The organism is Wolbachia endosymbiont of Tetranychus urticae (assembly GCF_046529255.1).
Taxonomy (GTDB): Bacteria; Pseudomonadota; Alphaproteobacteria; order Rickettsiales; family Anaplasmataceae; genus Wolbachia.
This window is the reverse complement of the sequence record NZ_CP114181.1, coordinates 576,612-595,134: the sequence shown is the minus strand read 5'-3', so window position 1 is coordinate 595,134 and position 18,523 is coordinate 576,612. Positions and strand designations below refer to the sequence as shown.

Annotated in this window: 17 protein-coding genes and 5 pseudogenes; 13 read left to right on the top strand and 9 right to left on the bottom strand. The window is 34.1% G+C overall.

Annotation, left to right across the window (positions count from 1 at the left end; genetic code table 11):
- The first annotated feature begins 49 nt into the window (after positions 1 to 49).
- The 3 genes from O1Q06_RS03285 to O1Q06_RS03275 all read left to right on the top strand — a co-directional run bounded on the left by O1Q06_RS03285 (position 50) and on the right by O1Q06_RS03275 (position 3,086).
- Positions 50 to 991, top strand: a complete 942-nt coding sequence (locus O1Q06_RS03285; RefSeq protein ID WP_410542997.1) for an outer membrane protein — start codon at positions 50 to 52, stop codon at positions 989 to 991.
- Between the two features lie 258 nt (positions 992 to 1,249).
- Positions 1,250 to 1,342 (top strand): transposase family protein, encoded by a 93-nt coding sequence (locus tag O1Q06_RS03280; RefSeq protein ID WP_410542996.1) that lies wholly within the window; start codon positions 1,250 to 1,252, stop codon positions 1,340 to 1,342.
- Positions 1,343 to 1,631: 289 nt separating this feature from the next.
- The gene (locus tag O1Q06_RS03275; protein WP_410542272.1) at positions 1,632 to 3,086 is read left to right on the top strand and encodes an IS4 family transposase; all 1,455 of its coding nucleotides are present in this window, start codon (positions 1,632 to 1,634) and stop codon (positions 3,084 to 3,086) included.
- Here O1Q06_RS03275 and O1Q06_RS03270 read toward each other — a convergent pair.
- Positions 3,071 to 3,415 (bottom strand): transposase, encoded by a 345-nt coding sequence (locus O1Q06_RS03270; RefSeq protein WP_410542514.1) that lies wholly within the window; start codon positions 3,413 to 3,415, stop codon positions 3,071 to 3,073. The genes O1Q06_RS03275 and O1Q06_RS03270 overlap by 16 nt on opposite strands.
- A 92-nt stretch (positions 3,416 to 3,507) precedes the next feature.
- On the opposite strand from O1Q06_RS03270, the pseudogene O1Q06_RS03265 reads away from it, so the two are divergent.
- Positions 3,508 to 4,509, top strand: a pseudogene (locus tag O1Q06_RS03265) (IS630-like element ISWpi10 family transposase).
- 64 nt (positions 4,510 to 4,573) lie between these two features.
- Here O1Q06_RS03265 and O1Q06_RS03260 read toward each other — a convergent pair.
- The 5 genes from O1Q06_RS03260 to O1Q06_RS03240 form a co-directional block, all read right to left on the bottom strand.
- Positions 4,574 to 4,921, bottom strand: a complete 348-nt coding sequence (locus O1Q06_RS03260; RefSeq protein ID WP_264336399.1) for a transposase — start codon at positions 4,919 to 4,921, stop codon at positions 4,574 to 4,576.
- Positions 4,922 to 5,078: 157 nt separating this feature from the next.
- Complete coding sequence (locus tag O1Q06_RS03255; protein ID WP_410542995.1) at positions 5,079 to 5,393, bottom strand: transposase; 315 nt, start codon at positions 5,391 to 5,393, stop codon at positions 5,079 to 5,081.
- 69 nt (positions 5,394 to 5,462) lie between these two features.
- Entirely contained in the window at positions 5,463 to 5,666 is a 204-nt protein-coding gene (locus O1Q06_RS03250; RefSeq protein ID WP_410542994.1) for a hypothetical protein, read from the bottom strand.
- Positions 5,667 to 5,862: 196 nt separating this feature from the next.
- Positions 5,863 to 7,377, bottom strand: coding sequence for a protein translocase subunit SecD (secD, locus tag O1Q06_RS03245; RefSeq protein WP_410542993.1), 1,515 nt, complete (start codon positions 7,375 to 7,377; stop codon positions 5,863 to 5,865).
- Positions 7,378 to 7,484: 107 nt separating this feature from the next.
- On the bottom strand, positions 7,485 to 7,850 hold the full coding sequence (locus O1Q06_RS03240) for a hypothetical protein (protein ID WP_410542992.1): 366 nt from the start codon (positions 7,848 to 7,850) through the stop codon (positions 7,485 to 7,487).
- A gap of 119 nt (positions 7,851 to 7,969) precedes the next feature.
- Here O1Q06_RS03240 and hemC point away from each other — a divergent pair, with 119 nt between their 5' ends.
- From hemC to O1Q06_RS03210, 6 genes and pseudogenes are all read left to right on the top strand, one after another.
- The gene (hemC, locus tag O1Q06_RS03235) at positions 7,970 to 8,848 is read left to right on the top strand and encodes a hydroxymethylbilane synthase (RefSeq protein ID WP_410542991.1); all 879 of its coding nucleotides are present in this window, start codon (positions 7,970 to 7,972) and stop codon (positions 8,846 to 8,848) included.
- A complete protein-coding gene (gene murB, locus O1Q06_RS03230) occupies positions 8,839 to 9,723 on the top strand; it encodes a UDP-N-acetylmuramate dehydrogenase (RefSeq protein WP_410542990.1) in 885 nt (294 codons plus the stop codon). The genes hemC and murB overlap by 10 nt, the downstream gene beginning before the upstream one ends.
- A gap of 68 nt (positions 9,724 to 9,791) precedes the next feature.
- Positions 9,792 to 10,970: a dicarboxylate/amino acid:cation symporter gene (locus O1Q06_RS03225; protein ID WP_410542989.1), complete on the top strand. Its 1,179-nt coding sequence runs from the start codon at positions 9,792 to 9,794 to the stop codon at positions 10,968 to 10,970.
- Between the two features lies 1 nt (position 10,971).
- Positions 10,972 to 11,562, top strand: a complete 591-nt coding sequence (pyrE, locus tag O1Q06_RS03220) for an orotate phosphoribosyltransferase (protein ID WP_213863764.1) — start codon at positions 10,972 to 10,974, stop codon at positions 11,560 to 11,562.
- Between the two features lie 60 nt (positions 11,563 to 11,622).
- Positions 11,623 to 11,970 carry an IS630 transposase-related protein gene (locus O1Q06_RS03215; protein WP_410542988.1) on the top strand — a complete coding sequence of 116 codons (348 nt, stop codon included), beginning with the start codon at positions 11,623 to 11,625 and terminating at the stop codon, positions 11,968 to 11,970.
- A 131-nt stretch (positions 11,971 to 12,101) separates the two neighbouring features.
- A pseudogene (locus O1Q06_RS03210) lies at positions 12,102 to 12,239 on the top strand (IS630 family transposase); the annotation flags it as partial.
- 9 nt (positions 12,240 to 12,248) lie between these two features.
- Here O1Q06_RS03210 and O1Q06_RS03205 read toward each other — a convergent pair.
- From O1Q06_RS03205 to O1Q06_RS03195, 3 genes and pseudogenes are all read right to left on the bottom strand, one after another.
- Positions 12,249 to 13,107: pseudogene (locus O1Q06_RS03205) on the bottom strand (IS982 family transposase).
- Between the two features lie 21 nt (positions 13,108 to 13,128).
- Positions 13,129 to 14,131, bottom strand: a protein-coding gene (locus O1Q06_RS03200; RefSeq protein ID WP_410542987.1) for an IS630-like element ISWpi10 family transposase whose coding sequence is annotated in 2 segments (ribosomal slippage) — positions 13,129 to 13,620 and positions 13,622 to 14,131 — 1,002 coding nt in all. Because the reading frame shifts where the segments join, the coding sequence is not laid out codon by codon here.
- 44 nt (positions 14,132 to 14,175) lie between these two features.
- Positions 14,176 to 14,340: a hypothetical protein gene (locus O1Q06_RS03195; RefSeq protein ID WP_410542986.1), complete on the bottom strand. Its 165-nt coding sequence runs from the start codon at positions 14,338 to 14,340 to the stop codon at positions 14,176 to 14,178.
- Positions 14,341 to 14,494: 154 nt separating this feature from the next.
- Between O1Q06_RS03195 and ligA the strand changes: the two genes are divergently transcribed.
- The 3 genes and pseudogenes from ligA (at position 14,495) to O1Q06_RS03180 (ending at position 18,501) form a co-directional block, all read left to right on the top strand.
- Entirely contained in the window at positions 14,495 to 16,456 is a 1,962-nt protein-coding gene (gene ligA, locus O1Q06_RS03190) for an NAD-dependent DNA ligase LigA (RefSeq protein WP_410542985.1), read from the top strand.
- 109 nt (positions 16,457 to 16,565) lie between these two features.
- Positions 16,566 to 17,547, top strand: a pseudogene (locus O1Q06_RS03185) (IS481 family transposase).
- An 86-nt stretch (positions 17,548 to 17,633) separates the two neighbouring features.
- A pseudogene (locus O1Q06_RS03180) lies at positions 17,634 to 18,501 on the top strand (IS982 family transposase).
- The last annotated feature ends 22 nt before the right edge of the window (positions 18,502 to 18,523 follow it).

Below are 18,523 nucleotides of genomic sequence, written 5' to 3'. Positions count from 1 at the left end.
TTAAAGGAATATATGATATAGTAGTTATACTATAAGTGATAATTCATTTATGATAATTAGAATATCTATTGCTTTATTTTTCATCTTCATTCCGTGTGTCTATTTTTTTATTACTTATATCAACAACAATACACACATTGAGCAAGTGCAGCCCTTAAAATTAGAAACGGACAATAATGAAAGTGTGATACATTCTGAAGAAGTTACTGAAAAAGAAGTGCCAATAAAATGTCAAGAACTTGAAAGTAGTTCACCTTCTGTTTTCCAAGTAGCTAATCAGAAAAATATGTGGCCAAGTATTGCAGATCAAGCTGAACCTACAAAGGAAAAATCAAAAAAACTTGATTTCTATGTTAGTGCTAACGGTGGTAAGATATACAATGATAATTCAGAAACATTTGTAAAGGGTATAAAGGCAATAGGAGAAAGGTTTATTAATTTAATCAATACAGCTAATCCTAATCTTTCTTTACAAGAAAAAGTAGTATCATTGTTTATCAAAGCGGGATTAGTGGATGAAATTCAGAGTATAGAGAAATTTAACGGCAAAATTGATTTCCAGTGGCTTAGGAGTGTATCTTTAGGTTACTATGCTGGGGAAAATGGCCGAGTTGATTTTGAAGCTATGTATTCTGCAGCCAATATTAAAGATAGTAATTCTCCTCCGGTATTTGAGAAATCAGCAAGCGTGTTTGCATTTTTATTAAACTTCTATTATAACTCCAGCATTCAAGATACACAATTTGCTCCATATATTAGTCTTGGTATAGGGCCAACAGTTTTTAGATTAAAAAAGATTAATGGGTCACCAGAAAATTCAATGCCACTGAATGTTCCTTGGTTTGCTTATCAAGCAAAGCTTGGTGTTGACTACTCAATAATCCCAGAAGTTAAAACCTTTTTCGGCTATCGTTACTTTAGTATCCCAATACCTATTGCAGATGATATATCCACTCATAATATTGAAGTTGGTTTGATGTTTAATTTCTAGTAATAATATCTGTTCAAGGGCATCTGAAGCAAAAGTGGTCAGTGCTTGCCATTAGACTTCTTGGATAACTTAAGAAACAAGTAGTAGAAGCAATATTAGGGAAGGTATAAATTTTGAGCAGGTAAGTAAACTTGATGAAGAGAAGCTTCGAAGACTAAGAGGAGTAAAAAGAAAAACATTGGAAAAATAATAGAAATTTTAATAGAGGAAGAGGCAAGAAAAAGGCAAGAGGGGGAAAACCAAATAAACAATGCATGTTTGTTAATAGCACTAGAATATTTGCGTAAATACCGTGCATATTTCCATATAGCGCAAAGCTACGGAATAAGTGAAAGTATTGCTAACGGCTGAATAGAAGATGCATTGATAAAACATTCAGATTTCAGGAAGATAAAGAGCTATTAAAGTCAAATGTAGAATACGAGATTTTAATAATATATAGTATTTTCTAAAATGAATAATAAATTACCATTATGGTATTACCAACCAAAAGTTGTAAGTCTGTACATTTATACATTAGAGGTCTGAGGCGGCTTTTGATGGTATGCCAACAGTGTTCTATGGGATTCAAATCTCACTTTTACCCACAAGTATAAAAAGCAAGTAAGATAGAGAAAAATATACTTAAGATGAGGTAAAAATGTGTGAAGTAAATAGAAATGTACAATGTGCTGATGGCTTAGGAGATAAATGGCTAGAAAAAGAGTTGAGACATGTTAATCTGGGAGATGTAAGGCTTAATACAAGACTTATTAAAACAAGCTATTTAATAGAGAATAAGGCGTCTGGGTCAATTAGTCAAAGCTGTGTAGGATGGAAAGAAGCTAAAGGTGCATACAGATTATTTAGCAATGAGAAGCTTGAAGCTAAGGAAATTTATTCTTCCCATTATAAAGAAACTATGGAAAGGATAAAAGGAAATGAGCTGGTATTTTCAGTTCAAGATACAAGTTATTTGGATTTTGACTCTCATATAAAGACTAAGGGTCTAGGTAGTATTTCTAAAGCCTATACAAAATATAAAAAGGGTTTGTTATTGCACAGTAACTTAATGGTTAACAAAGACGGATTACCTTTAGGGCTATCTTCTCAACAGTGTTGGGCACGTTCTATCAGGGAAGAAACAGCCCAAGAAAAAGCAAACAGGAAATACCGTACTGCTATAAAGGAGAAAGAAAGCTATAAGTGGATAGCGGCACTAAAAGAAACCCTAAATAACCTCGCAGAAGGTGTACAGCTTGTTACTATTGGTGATAGGGAAGCAGATATTTTTAAGTTTTTATGGACTGTTGAATCATTGGACAGTTTTTATGTAATCCGCAACCGAACTAATAGGAAATTCATCTGTATTGAAGGGGGAAAAACGGATTTGCAAACACGTATAACTCAACTGCCTGTAAAAAAGGAAATTGTCTTGAATGTTGCTGAAAATAAATACCAGATCTCAAGAAAAGCTAACATTGAAGTCAGGTATATGAAAGGCTATATACCTATCAGATCTCCTTACATTTATGGATCGAAAGATACAGAGCATAAAATAAGTGATAAAATCGCTATATATGTAGTAAGTGCCAAAGAAACAAATCCTCCTGAAAGAGTAGAAGCTATTGATTGGACTTTGCTGACTAATGTACCAGTTAATAGCACTTTAGATGCTATAGAAAGGATAAATTGGTATAAGCTAAGATGGAAAATCGAGGAGTATTTTAGGATTTTAAAATCAGGATGTAAGGTAGAAAGCTCTCGTTTAGCTACAAAAGAAAGATTAGAGAAATTAATCGCTATAAAGAGCATTATTGCATTTAATATTTTATATTTAACAAAAATCGCTTTATCGAATCCTATGGAGGTTTGTACTAAGGTTTTAAGTAATGAAGAGTGGAAAACCCTTTACATACGTGAGCATAAAGTAGCCAAATTGCCAGAAGAACCTCCAAACATAAAACAAGCTATTATTTGGTTAGGAAAATTAGGTGGATTTATGAATAGAAAAAGTGATAATTTACCAGGAACTATGACTCTATGGCGTGGTTATGAAAACCTCAGGGAAAGCATGGTTATGCCTCGCATAATGACCTCTCAAAGTTGTGGGTAAAAGTGAGGATTCAAATCTGGTGAATATGTTGGAAGATACAGCACATGACAGCCAAAAGACTCTATTAATGATTTTGTTTTAGTGGTCTTATGAAATGTAGCATTATCCATAACTATGGTTGTGCCAAGTGGCAATTTAGGTTTCTCCAACCATATATTGAATACCTCTTTGTCACACCCACCTTTGAAAGTCATTGGTGCAATAAATCTCATTCCAATCCACCCGGCTACTATACTGATTCTCTCTCGCTGGAATATCTGCATAAATTTTCTTTCCTCTTGGAGCACGTCCATATTCTCGGTATAACTTATTATCAACTCCTGCTTCATCTATATGTAATACCAATTCCCACTATGCAAAGAACAGATAGACAATAATGGGAAAGAAGTGATACTAGAGTAGATAAAATAGAGAGGTATAAATGGCATTAAGGTCAAAACTGTTAGACGAAAAAGTTGTAAATTTGGCGAAAGAAATGTTAAAAAAGGTCAGAAATAACGCATATGTTTCAAAAAAGTTACAAGCGGTGATAGCAGGAAAAGAAAGTAGTATAAGCGCTGTGGCAAGAATATGTAAAATTTTAAGGACTGCTTTGACTGAATGGATAAAGCATCTAAAATTTGGTAGAGTAGAAAAATTATTTTCCCCTTCTCAGCGGCGAAGAAAAAGCAAATTAAACAAAAATCAACGTGAGCAAATTGAAATATGGGTAGAAAGAAATCCAAATATTACTATTAAGGAAGTGCAAATAAAAATCTCAGAGGAATTTGGCCTAAACATTAGCAAATCAACAGTGCATCGTGAGATACAAAGGATGAAGTTTTCTTATATAACACCGAGGCCAATTCACCATAAACAAGATAAAAACAAGCAAGAAGAGTTTAAAAAATACTTCAATAAAATAGTCAATTCCCACCCTGAAAAGGAGGTATTTTTTTGATGAATCACGATTTGGAACTCATTCAAAAATCGGACACGGATGGTTTAAAAAAGGGGTCAGAACGCAGGTTAAATGAAAATTGGTAGACAAAATTTCTATATCTACAGTGCGGTAAATCCAAGAAGTGGTAAGAAAATTAGCCTACTTGCTCCATATGTAAACACTGATTGTATGAATATATTTCTGGAGCAGATGTCGAAAGATTTAGGCACGAAAAAAGCCTTTCTTGTAATGGATTGTGCAGGCTGGCATAGATCAAAAAGTTTGAAAATTCAGAAAAACATTACCATTATATACTTGCCTCCTTATTCACCAGAACTGAATCCTGTTGAGAGGTTGTGGCAATATATCAAACACAATACTTTACGCAACAGAGTCTACGATACCATAGGCTTACTTGAAGATGTTCTGTGTAATTTTATTGTCAGTATTTCCAGTGCTACTATTAAACGAGTTTGTAATGTTTCTTATTTGTTCGATTAGTAATGGAATTTGGTATAAGATGCTGGAATGGTCTATTTCTGAGATTTTATCAATAAATTGCTGCCTATCTTCTTGATTGCGCTCTTGATATAGTGTGACTTTTTTTTAAAGTAATTTTTAGCTGTTTTAGTCTATACCAAATTGAATTTATTCCAAATCCAAGATTTTGTTTCATCTCTGCCAGAGTATGATCTGGATTCTTTGTAACATATTCTTCGAGTATTTTTGGGTCTATTTTTCGAATAAAGCTACCGTTTTTAGATGGCTTTAGGCTTTCACCAGCAGCTTTCTTTTTTAACCAGCGGTACAGCGTTGCTATTCCTATCTCCATGAGCTCTGCTATCTCAACCTTTGTCTTCCCTTTTTCTATCATCAATACTGCCTTTTCCCTTAAATCCACACTATATGCCATTATAACTCAAATACTTTATTATACCTTTATCATTTACTTTAGGAAATACTATAGCTAACCGAAGTAAGATCTGCTCGAGCACTCTGAAAGACAAAATCAATAGCGGAATTAATATTGGGCCAAAAGGTTTGTAGAGCCTTTCTTATGTCGTGCTTGATCAGAACTTCTCAATCGGATTTAAATCTGGCGAGTATGGAGGTAAGAACAAAATTTTACACCCAATATTTTCTATCAAATTTTTCGTCCTTGCAGATTTATAAAAGCTCGCATTGTCGAGAACAATAGTCTGTCCAGGTTTAAATACAGGAACAAGTACATTTTCTACATAAGCATCAAAAATCTCGCTGTTGCAGTAGCCATCAATTATCCATGGTGCTTTAACTTTTCCTTCATTCAGTGCTCCAATCATGCTTACCCTCTTTCTTTTAAACCCTGGGCAAATAACCTCTTGACTCTTTGAGACCACCCACATTCATAAAATTCATTGTCCTCTATTCCAGACTCATCTATGTATATCAAGTTTTCTTTCTTCTACTTTTTTTTATGAACTCTTTGCGTTTCTCTTTCTCGATAAAGAAAAGTTTTTTTTATATGTATAGTTTACTTTGCTAAGGTAGTTATATACTGTGCTTCTACACATATTACCAAATTCTTCAATTATCTTTTCAATTCTAATATCCATCTCAATTCTAATATCCATCCAGAAATTTGATAAATCTATCCATATCTTTAATCTTATGTCCATATCCTTTGTGATAGCCTGAAGATGGTTTCTGTTTCTTCTTTCCTTTTCCTCCACAAATATATTGGTTTTATGCTCACTAAATTGGTGAGCATGTTACAACGTTTTTGACGACGAAAAGACTAGATAGCTACTTTCATGACAACCATTTAGTTGTCTTTTCTCGTCTATCTTATTTTGTCACTCTGCTGAACAGATACTAAAGTACTAGCTTTTTTGGGTTCATGCACAATTCTATCAGAAGTTTTGTGACTATAATTGCAGAAAACATCGAGCATAAAACTCCTATCGATAAAGTGATAGAAAATCCTCTAATTGCTCCGCTACCAATAATGAACATTATTCCTGAAGCAATTAGTGTAGTGAGGTTTGAATCAAGAATTGTTTTTATTGCGTTTTTAAATCCTTCTTCAATGGCACGAGCTGTTCTTTTTCCTGCTCTTATTTCTTCGCGGATGCGTTCAAATATTAAAACATTTGCATCCACTGACATGCCAACAGTTAGCGCAATTCCAGCAATTCCAGGGAGAGTAAGAGTTGCTTCAAGTAAGGTAAGAATGAGTAGTATAGAGATTACATTAAAAACGAGTGCAACAGACGCTAATAAGCCTAATTTGCCGTAAGTAATGATTATAGATAAACCAACGGCTATAATAGAGATTATTGCTGCAATTTCTCCTGCTTTTATTGACTCTTCTCCAAGGCTTGGACCAATGTTTTTTTCTTCAATTATTTTAAGTGGTGCAGGTAGCGCACCTGATTTTAAAAGTATTGCAAGTTCACTCGCTTGTTTTTCAGTGAAATTACCGCTAATTTCTCCCTCTCCATTTAGAATAGGTTCACGTATTGTTGGTACAGTTAAGACTGTGTTATCTAAAACAATTGCAAAAGGCTTTCCTACATTTTCTTTAGTAATTTTTGCAAATTTTTTACTTGCTATGCTGTCGAATTTGAAATGTACTGTTGGTTTACCTAAATTGCCAAATCTAACTGATGCGTTAACTAATGAATCACCGCCTATTTCAGTTTTGCGGAATATCGGGTAGGAATTACCCAAAGAATCCTTGAGCATAATCGTAGTGTCATGATCGATATCTTGCATTTTAGCTACATTGGTGTTTGCCAAATGGAAGGCCAGCTTGGCTGTTTTGCCAAGCAGAGATTTTATCTGCTGAGTGTCTTCTACTCCAGGAACTTGGACTAATATCTTATTTTGTCCTTGTTTTTGCACACTTACTTCCTTAGTACCAAGCTTATCTAAGCGTCTTTGAACATTAACTATTGACTCTGAAACTACTTCATTGATTAATGAATTCTTATAATGCGGTTTATATGAAATGAAAATTGCAGTATTTTTTCTACTCAATTCTAAATTTGGGTTTATTTTATGTATTAACGTTGAAACTTTTTTGTAATCATCAATATTATTTAAAGTTACAACCACTTGTTTATCGTTTTTTGCGCTAAATTCAATCTTTTGTGTTAACAGACCTTCTTTTATTTCATCGGTTAGCATGCTTAGTTTCTCTTTGAAGTAAAAATCTAAGTCTACATTTAGAAGTAGAGATGATCCACCTTTCAGGTCAAGCCCTAAATTTATTCTCTTTTTTGAGGTGAGAAACTTATTATCAAAGAAGTTTGGCAGTATTATATATAGAGATAGCAAAAAAATTAGCAATACTGAAAGAGATTTAACTGTGAGCTTGTTTAGCATAAATTTAAACTGTACTTAGGTACAGTGTAAACTGAATGGTTGCTAATCACAAGCACCTAAATGAAAAGGTCCGTGAAAGATAAAAAACAAGCCTAGAACCAATATCTCTATAATTGATTTTGTTCTTCTAGAACATCATTTATTGAAGCAGTATAAACACATGTATTAGGTTCAGAGTTGGCTCTCAGATTCTCTGTTTGTTTGTTTTGTCTAATTTTGTCAATTGCAAGGTAAGTGCATAAACCAAGTGTTAAGAAAATAACTATGCTAAGTGGTATGTGATTAGCAAGAAATTTATTATAACTTAAATCTTTCCAACCGAGAGGACTAGATAGAGAGGGGTGAGAGGAAAATCTGGGAATTGCTACTACTGCACTTAATGCTGTTAGAATAATAGCGACAGTGGTACATACAAGAGGTAAAATATTCTTTTTATTAAATCTGCAGTTAGAATCTTTTAAAAGATCAAACATACATACTCCTAGATTACTAAATGTTCGTGATACTAAGGGCTAATTGTAAAATGTTCAATAACTAAATTGGAGATAATAAAAAATGGGCATAGAATATAGACATATAATATGAAGGATATATGCTAGTTAAAATAGGTACGAGAGGAAGCGACCTTGCGATCATCCAAGCTTTGGAAGCAAAACAAAGATTATTAGAGTCTTTTCCTAATCTATCCGTTGAGATCATTAAAATCAAAACTTCTGGTGATAAATATGCTAATGTAACCCTTGCTGAAATAGGAGGTAAAGGACTGTTCCTCAGGGAGATTGAGGCTGAATTACTCAAAAATAATATAGATATGGCGGTTCATTCGCTAAAAGATGTACCTGCGTTTTTCTCGAAGGACTTAACAATTCCTTGTGTTTTAGAGAGGCTAAGTCCATGTGATGTATTTATTTCTCATAAATATAAGAGCCTAAAAACTTTGCCACAGCAGGCTACAATTGCAACTTCTTCAATAAGAAGAAAAGTTCAGCTGTTAAATCTCAGGCCAGACTTAAATGTAGTGCCACTGCGTGGAAATGTGACAACTAGACTGCAAAATCAGAATTTTGATGGAATGATTTTAGCTGAAGCAGGGCTGATAAGATTAAAAAAATATTACTTAATTACAGAGGTATTGCCACCAAAAGTCATGTTAAGCGCAGTAGGGCAGGGGGCAATTTGCATTCAATGCCGAAAGAATGATAGAAAAGTTATCGATCTTTTAGAGAAAATTAATAATAATATGTCTTTTATAAGGGCAAAATCAGAGCGCAGTTTCATTAAGACAGTAAATGGTTCATGCTTTACGCCGCTTGCAGCCTTAGCAGAATATATGAGTGAAAACATGCTACGTCTTCGTTGTATGTTAGCGGGCGAGAGAGGTATATACTTTACTGAACGCACTTCGTTTGTAGAAGATGCAGAAAAAATGGGTATGGATGCAGGATTAGAGTTAAAATCAAAATGCTTATAAGCTTACCTAAAGTATGTGGAATCTACCGTTATAATGTTTCAATGTCTAAAATGACTTGGTTAAATGTTGGTGGCCAAGCTGATGTACTATTTAAACCACGTGACGTTGAAGATCTAATGTGCTTGATAAAAGATACTGAGTTACCAATTAGCATTATCGGTGCAACATCCAACATAATAATTCGAGATAGTGGCATTCGAGGAATAACGGTGAAATTAGGCAAGGAATTTGCATATATAAAATGTAAAGATAATAACTCCATTGTTGCAGGTGGTGCTGCATTGCTTATTAACCTTGCATACTTTGCCGGGGAGAAGCAAATTAGTGGACTTGAGTTTCTTGCAGGAATTCCAGGAACAGTTGGCGGTGGAATAGAAATGAATGCAGGTGCATATGGTAGTGATATCGCAAGTGTTGTACAATCCATAAAAGCAGTAAACCTAGAGGATGGGAACCTATATGAATTCTCCAGCGAAGAAATGGGATATTTTTATCGTGGACATAGTCTAAAAGGCAGGTGGATTTTTATTGAAGCTGAATTTAAAGGAGTAAGTTCAGAGTATGAGCTTATATTGCAAAGATTGAAAGAAGTTATTGATAAAAAAAATAAAAGCCAACCAGTAAGAGGAAAAACTGCTGGTTGTATATTCAAAAATCCAATAGGCTGCAAGGCATGGAAACTGATTGATGAATCTGGCTGCCGAGGATTAGATAATGGTGTAGCTAAAATTTCTAAGAAACATTGTAATTTTCTACTCAATTACAATAATGCAACTGCACTTGACTTAGAAAACCTTGGCAACAGAGTAAAAGATGCAGTTAAAGATAAATTTAACATTGAACTTGAGTGGGAGATAAGAGTGTTAGGTAGATAGCTGCTGCTGATTATCTTAACCTAATTCCAAAAATTATTGTATAATATTATTATGAGGTTTTATTTTCAATGCGCAAACTTGCAATATTCTTTTCTATACTATTTGCAGTTGTCGCTTACTATTTAAATAATGAAGTGATATTTGAAGTAGCAAAGCTATTTAGTGATATATTCATCAGTTTGTTGAAATTAATCAGTTTACCTTTGGTTTTTCTATCTATCGTATCCACAATTTCAGGTCTTAAAGACTCAATTGAAATTAAAGTATTACTTAAGAAGACGCTGTTTTATACGCTGCTTACAACCATTATAGCTGCATTTGTTGCGCTATCTTTCTATTTATTCATAGATCCAGTAAGAAAAAATTTCATAAGTAACACAATAGAAAGTGTGAGTGACAGCAACCACAATTACTTCTCATACTTAAAATCACTCATTCCATCAAATTTTGTGCAAGTTTTTCTTGAAAATAACGTTATTGGCAGCATATTGATTGCTTTTTTGATGGGTGGAGCCATTATTTCGCTCTCAAAAGAAAAACAGGATATATTACACCAAATATTCTCTGCACTGTTTGATACACTTCTTAAAATTGCTCAAGGGTTGTTAAAGTTTATTCCTTTTGCTGTATGGTCTTTTATCACATGTTTTTTATACGAGTTAAAAGGTGGCAGCGAATTCCATAGTCTTTTTTGGTATTTTGCTTGCATAATGTCTGCAAATTTCGTGCAAGCATTTGTGATTTTACCACTACTCATGTGGTATAAAGGTATATCACCAATTCAGACGCTAAGGGGAGTTATGCCAGCACTCATACTGGCATTTTTTTCTAAATCATCCAGTGCGACACTACCGACAACCATAGACTGTGTGCAAAATCAGCTAAAAGTGCCAAAGAAATTGTCATCTTTTATTCTACCAATATGCACAACAGTCAATATGAATGCGTGTGCTGCATTTATTTTAATCACAGTGATGTTTGTTGCGGAGATGAATGGGCACACATTTTCCTTAAGTGAGATGTTCATATGGATTTTCTTAGCTACAGGAGCTGCAATTGGCAACGCTGGAGTGCCGATGGGGTGCTATTTTATGGCAACTAGTTATTTGGTATCAATGAACGTTCCTTTGTACATTATGGGGCTGATTTTACCTATTTATACAATCATTGATATGTTTGAAACTGCAATAAATGTTTGGTCTGATGTCTGTGTAACGCAGATAATTAATAAAGAATGTAAAACTTAGAATGATACTAGACAATCCGATAATAAAAGAGTTTGAAGAGGCTGGTGCGATTTTGCACGGACATTTTGTACTCTCGTCAGGGCTGCACAGCAACACTTACATACAATGCGCTAAAATTTTTGAAAATCCAAGCAGAGCAATGAAGGTTTGTGAGCTATTGGCAAATAAAATAAGAAAAGAGCTTGTTGAACCCATAGACTTAATACTATCTCCTGCAATTGGTGGAATAATTGTGGGTTATGAGATTGGTAGACAGCTTGGAATCCGAACAATATTTTGCGAACGTGTTAATGGTAAATTTGAATTACGCCGTGGATTTGAGATTAAACAAGGTGAGAAGATATTACTAATTGAAGATGTGATTACCACAGGTAAATCTTCACTTGAAGCAGTAAAATGTGCAGAAGAGAAGGGAGGTAAAGTTGTTGTTGAAGCTTCTTTGATAAAGAGAAGTAGTGAAACAAAACTACCTTTTTCTATTATATCTTTGATTGAACTGAACATTCAAAACTATAGCGAGAAAGAACTGCCAAGTGAGTTAAAACAATTACCCATAACGAAACCTGGGAGTAGAGAATATTTAACAAAGTAATTCTATATATAGTATTTCCTAAAGTAAATGATAAAAGTATAATAAAGTATTTGAGTTATAATGGCATATAGTGTGGATTTAAGGGAAAAGGCAGTATTGATGATAGAAAAAGGGAAGACAAAGGTTGAGATAGCAGAGCTCATGGAGATAGGAATAGCAACGCTGTACCGCTGGTTAAAAAAGAAAGCTGCTGGTGAAAGCCTAAAGCCATCTAAAAACGGTAGCTTTATTCGAAAAATAGACCCAAAAATACTCGAAGAACATGTTACAAAGAATCCAGATCATACTCTGGCAGAGATGAAACAAAATCTTGGATTTGGAATAAATTCAATTTGGTATAGACTAAAACAGCTAAAAATTACTTTAAAAAAAAGTCACACTATATCAAGAGTGCAATCAAGAAGATAGGCAGCAATCTATTGATAAAATCTCAAAAATAGACCATTCCAGCATCTTATACCAATTCCCACTATGTAAAGAACAGATAGACAATAATGGGAAAGAAGTGATACTAGAGTAGATAAAATAGAGAGGTATAAATGGCATTAAGGTCAAAACTGTTAGACGAAAAAGTTGTAAATTTGGCGAAAGAAATGTTAAAAAAGGTCAGAAATAACGCATATGTTTCAAAAAAGTTACAAGCGGTGATAGCAGGAAAAGAAAGTAGTATAAACGCTAATTCTGGATTAAGGAAGGAAGAAAGTATAGGAAATGGAAGGCTTTTTGGATTTCAAGGAATAGGAAATGAGAGTAGAAAAGATGTGAACCAAGAAATTAACGGGAGATCTATGGCGAGTATGTTCAATTTCAAGTCTATTTTTGAGGTAGCCAAAAATCGTCTCAATGATCGACCTTTTTCTCAGCAAAATCTTTTCATGTAGTGAAATTAATGCGTTTTTCATCCCCTTTTTCACCTTGGTAACAAGTTTCAAACCGCGGTTAAACAACTCTTGGAAAAGCTCTTTTTTAATATAGCCTTTATCACCAAACAAAAGACCGGTTAATTTCTTAGTTAGGTTTGCTACAGGCTCTCTATCGTCAACATTACCTCTTGTAAGCGTAAAAGCTTGAATTTCACCTTTCTCGTTAATTATCAAATGTAGTTTAAAGCCGAAAAACCAGCCATATGTACTCTTGCTTAATTTTGCAATTCCAGCAAAAACCTTATTTCTTGATATTCTTTTTGCATGGCAAACTGCAATAGGAGTTGTATCTATGTATGAGATTCCAGTAAGTTCTGACCATCCGCAAAGGCACTGTAATAGCATGGCTAAATGCCACAAAACCCTGGACTTTAGAGCAACAAACCTAGTGTATGAAGGCAACTTCGAAAACTCTGTTTGTAGAGCAATGTTAGGTAATGCAGGTAGAAAGCCTTAAAATTTTCACAGGGAGATTGCTGATACAGGAGGATTATTGTGATAATTTCCGAATGTGTAATTTCTGGCACTCTTGTGGGTTTTTACCGTTTGGCAGTAGTTTATCTGCAAAATTTTTCTCTATATCTCTGCAAAAATCATCGACCAGACAAAACAGTTTTGTTATATCTTATACCAAATTCCATTACTAATCGAACAAATAAGAAACATTACAAACTCGTTTAATAGTAGCACTGGAAATACTGACAATAAAATTACACAGAACATCTTCAAGTAAGCCTATGGTATCGTAGACTCTGTTGCGTAAAGTATTGTGTTTGATATATTGCCACAACCTCTCAACAGGATTCAGTTCTGGTGAATAAGGAGGCAAGTATATAATGGTAATGTTTTTCTGAATTTTCAAACTTTTTGATCTATGCCAGCCTGCACAATCCATTACAAGAAAGGCTTTTTTCGTGCCTAAATCTTTCGACATCTGCTCCAGAAATATATTCATACAATTAGTGTTTACATATGGAGCAAGTAGGCTAATTTTCTTACCACTTCTTGGATTTACCGCACTGTAGATATAGAAATTTTGTCTACCAATTTTCATTTTAACCTGCGTTCTGACCCCTTTTTTAAACCATCCGTGTCCGATTTTTGAATGAGTTCCAAATCGTGATTCATCAAAAAAATACCTCCTTTTCAGGGTGGGAATTGATTATTTTATTGAAGTATTTTTTAAACTCTTCTTGCTTGTTTTTATCTTGTTTATGGTGAATTGGCCTCGGTGTTATATAAGAAAACTTCATCCTTTGTATCTCACGATGCACTGTTGATTTGCTAATGTTTAGGCCAAATTCCTCTGAGATTTTTATTTGCACTTCCTTAATAGTAATATTTGGATTTCTTTCTACCCATATTTCAATTTGCTCACGTTGATTTTTGTTTAATTTGCTTTTTCTTCGCCGCTGAGAAGGGGAAAATAATTTTTCTACTCTACCAAATTTTAGATGCTTTATCCATTCAGTCAAAGCAGTCCTTGAAATTTTACATATTCTTGCCACAGCGCTTATACTACTTTCTTTTCCTGCTATCACCGCTTGTAACTTTTTTGAAACATATGCGTTATTTCTGACCTTTTTTAACATTTCTTTCGCCAAATTTACAACTTTTTCGTCTAACAGTTTTGACCTTAATGCCATTTATACCTCTCTATTTTATCTACTCTAGTATCACTTCTTTCCCATTATTGTCTATCTGTTCTTTGCATAGTGGGAATTGGTATTACTTGATTCGCAGCTTCTTTTGCTGTTTTGCTTATACCAAGAATTTTATCAAACATTCCTGTACGATACACTTGAGAGCCGAAGTTTGATTCGTCAGCCAAATTTTTGTAATTGTATTCTTTCATAATGTACTCCTTAATTTAAAAACTATACTAACATTAATATACAAGTACAAAAATTATACTAATAATAGTATTGCTTTTCAGGGCAGTAGTATAAATTTATAGTACCTTTTGAAAAAATTCATGACTTGACGGCAAAGAGCATTATATTGGTATCATGACTGACTTGGAAAAGATGAGAGAAAAACTGCAAAATCAAATTAATTATCATAATATCTTATATTATCAAAAAAGTAAGCCAGAGATAAGTGATGCTGAATATGATGAACTGAAAAAAAAGTTAGCTGCAATAGAGCCAGAAGCTTATGCAACACAAGATAGTGTTGGTGCTCCGCCTGATGAGAGATTTTCTAAGGTGGAACATCAAGAACCTATGCTTTCTCTTGAGAATGCTTATGATGAACAAGGTGTAGAAAAATTTTTGTCTAAAATAAAGAGATTTTTAATTGTAGATGAAATAGAGATATTATGTGAGCCAAAAATTGATGGATTGTCATTTTCTGCAATTTATGAAGATGGGAAATTTGTTAAAGCTGCAACTCGAGGTGACGGTTTTGTAGGAGAGGATGTAACTCACAATGTTGCAACAATAAAAGGCTTTCCTAAGTTTTTACAAGATGTGCAAGGAAGACTAGAAGTAAGGGGTGAAATATATATCAGTAACAGCGACTTTTTAAAGTTAAATGAAAATAATGAATTCGCTAATCCTCGAAATGCAGCTGCTGGTTCTTTAAAGCAATTGAATGCGAACATTACAGCAAAAAGGCCTCTTAGATATTTTGCTTATTCTTTAATTGGTGGAATAGAGAAAAGTCAAAGTGAAGTACTAGAAAAACTTGAGAAACTTGGTTTTTGCGTAAATGAGCATCGTTCCTTAACAAGTAGTTTGAATGGAATGCTAAAGTTCTATAACGAGATCTATGATTGTCGTTATAACTTAGATTATGATATCGATGGGATAGTCTATAAAGTGAATGATTTGGTGCTACAAAGTCGTCTGGGAAGTACACACAAAGCGCCACGCTCAGCGCTTGCATATAAGTTTTCTGCGATTTATGCGAAGACAAAGTTAAATAAAATATTTATACAGGTGGGTAGAACGGGGGTTTTAACTCCAGTTGCAGATTTGGTACCAGTTAATATTGGCGGAGTGCTAGTTAGCAGAGCAAGTCTACATAACCAAGATGAGATAAAACGTAAAGATATAAGAGAAGGAGATGTTGTAACAATTAAAAGAGCTGGAGATGTAATTCCTCAAATTGTCAAAGTAGATGAAGGTTCTCGTCATACAAATATGCCTGAATTTGTTTTTTCTGACATATGTCCTGAATGTGGTAGTAAAGTGCAGATTGAAGGAGTGGCAGTAAGATGTCCTGAAGAATTTAATTGCAAGGCTCAAATAGTAGAAAAACTAAAACATTTTGTGTCAAAAGATGCATTTGACATTGTTGGCCTTGGTGAAAAACAAATAAAGTTTTTTTATGATCTTAGCCTAATAAGACAAATTCCAGACATTTTTATTTTAGAGGAAAGATTAAAAGAGTTTTCCTTAAAAGAGCATCATGGTTGGGGCGAGAAGTCAATAGCTAATCTATTAAGTGCTATACAAAACAGAAGAGTAATCACTCTAGATAGGTTCATATTTTCTTTGGGTATCAGATTTATCGGCCAAGTTGTAGCAGAATTGCTCGCAAATTATTATGTATCTTATGATAACTGGTATAATTCGATGTCATCAAATGATGTTGAGTTGGTAGGTATAGATGGTATAGGAGAAAAAGTAGCTGAATCTTTAAAATCGTTTTTTTCTCAGGAACGTAACATTAAAATGTTAAATGATCTTACTGCATATCTGCAAATTCTTCCCGTGAGCTCCAACTCTAGCGATTCTTTTTTGAATAACAAAATTATAGTGTTTACTGGTAAGCTACGTGCTATGAGCAGAGGGGAGGCAAAAGTAAGAGCTAAAGTTTTAGGGGCAAAGATCAGTTCAAGCCTTTCTACTAAAACTGACTATTTAATTGCAGGAGAAGATCCAGGTTCAAAATATAAAAAAGCAATGGAATTGGGTGTGGAAATTTTAGATGAAGAACAGTGGAACAGATTGTGTGATTCATAGAGGTTATTACAGCAAAAATGTAAGATAAAATAAAAACTTTGACTTGTGATAGTTTAAATACCTTATTACAACAATATGAATAAATTCATCAACAAGAGGCAATCAGTAAATGGATACCAAAGTTAAGTTGCGTTTGAATTGGATAGAATTATACAAAAAATTAGGTCATGCAGGTAAAGTGTGTCAACACTATAACATTTCACGCTTTACCTTACGAAAATGGTACAAACGTTATGAAAAGCTAGGTGCACAGGGATTGTCAAACCTTAGTAGCAGGCCTAAAACTTTACCCTTACAAAAAATCAACGAGTCAAATGAGCAGCTCATTCTTCATCTGAGAAAAGCTAGAAAATTAGGAGCAAGACGTATTCAAGCTGAATTGAAGCGTTTACATGATATCTCTTTTGCATTGGCTACTATACACAAAATTTTGAAGAAACACGATGTAAGTCTTTTACGTATTAAACGCCACTATCGCAAGCAGATTAAGCGTTATAACTGCAAAGTGCCAGGAGAGCGTGTACAAATGGATGTTTGCAAAATATCCTCGGGGCTTTATCAATATACTGCTATAGATGATTGTACGCGTTATAAAGTTATCGCATTATACTCAAGGCGTACTTCAAAAAATACTCTGGATTTCTTAAAACAATTAAGGGAAAGGGCTCCATTTCATTGTCAAAGGATTCAAACCGATAGAGGACAAGAATTTTTTACTTACGAAGTGCAAGAGTGTCTAAAAGAATGGAAAATAAAATTCCGTCCAATTAAGCCGTTTTCCCCACATTGAAATGGTAAAGTAGAAAGAGCGCAGCGTACAGATTTAGATGAATTTTATAGTAGCGTTAACATTAAGGATTATGAATTGCAAGTCAAGCTTAGGGATTGGGAAGAATATTATAATAAACAACGTCCTCATAGCTTTCTTCAGGGAAAGACTCCTTGGGAAAAATATAAAGAACTGGAAAAAAACAATTCCTTGTCTAAGTGAAATACAAAAAAATTATACTTCATCAAAAGAAACATTTGTCATGCAAAATTACAAACATAACCAAGAGTTAAAGTCACTTCAAAAATACAAAACCTCTTAAACGCTAATTCTGGATTAAAAAGAGAATAGAAAAGTCAGGAGAGTAGGGTAAACTCAACAAATAGAAAAAAATAGATGAGGTTACCCATGGAAGATATAACAAAACTGTTTTGTCTGGTCGATGATTTTTGCAGAGATATAGAGAAAAATTTTGCAGATAAACTACTGCCAAACGGTAAAAACCCACAAGAGTGCCAGAAATTACACATTCGGAAATTATCACAATAATCCTCCTGTATCAGCAATCTCCCTGTGAAAATTTTAAGGCTTTCTACCTGCATTACCTAACATTGCTCTACAAACAGAGTTTTCGAAGTTGCCTTCATACACTAGGTTTGTTGCTCTAAAGTCCAGGGTTTTGTGGCATTTAGCCATGCTATTACAGTGCCTTTGCGGATGGTCAGAACTTACTGGAATCTCATACATAGATACAACTCCTATTGCAGTTTGCCATGCAAAAAGAATATCAAGAAATAAGGTTTTTGCTGGAATTGCAAAATTAAGCAAGAGTACATATGGCTGGTTTTTCGGCTTTAAACTACATTTGATAATTAACGAGAAAGGTGAAATTCAAGCTTTTACGCTTACAAGAGGTAATGTTGACGATAGAGAGCCTGTAGCAAACCTAACTAAGAAATTAACCGGTCTTTTGTTTGGTGATAAAGGCTATATTAAAAAAGAGCTTTTCCAAGAGTTGTTTAACCGCGGTTTGAAACTTGTTACCAAGGTGAAAAAGGGGATGAAAAACACATTAATTTCACTACATGAAAAGATTTTGCTGAGAAAAAGGTCGATCATTGAGACGATTTTTGGCTACCTCAAAAATAGACTTGAAATTGAACATACTCGCCATAGATCTCCCGTTAATTTCTTGGTTCACATCTTTTCTACTCTCATTTCCTATTCCTTGAAATCCAAAAAGCCTTCCATTTCCTATACTTTCTTCCTTCCTTAATCCAGAATTAGCGTTCAAAGTT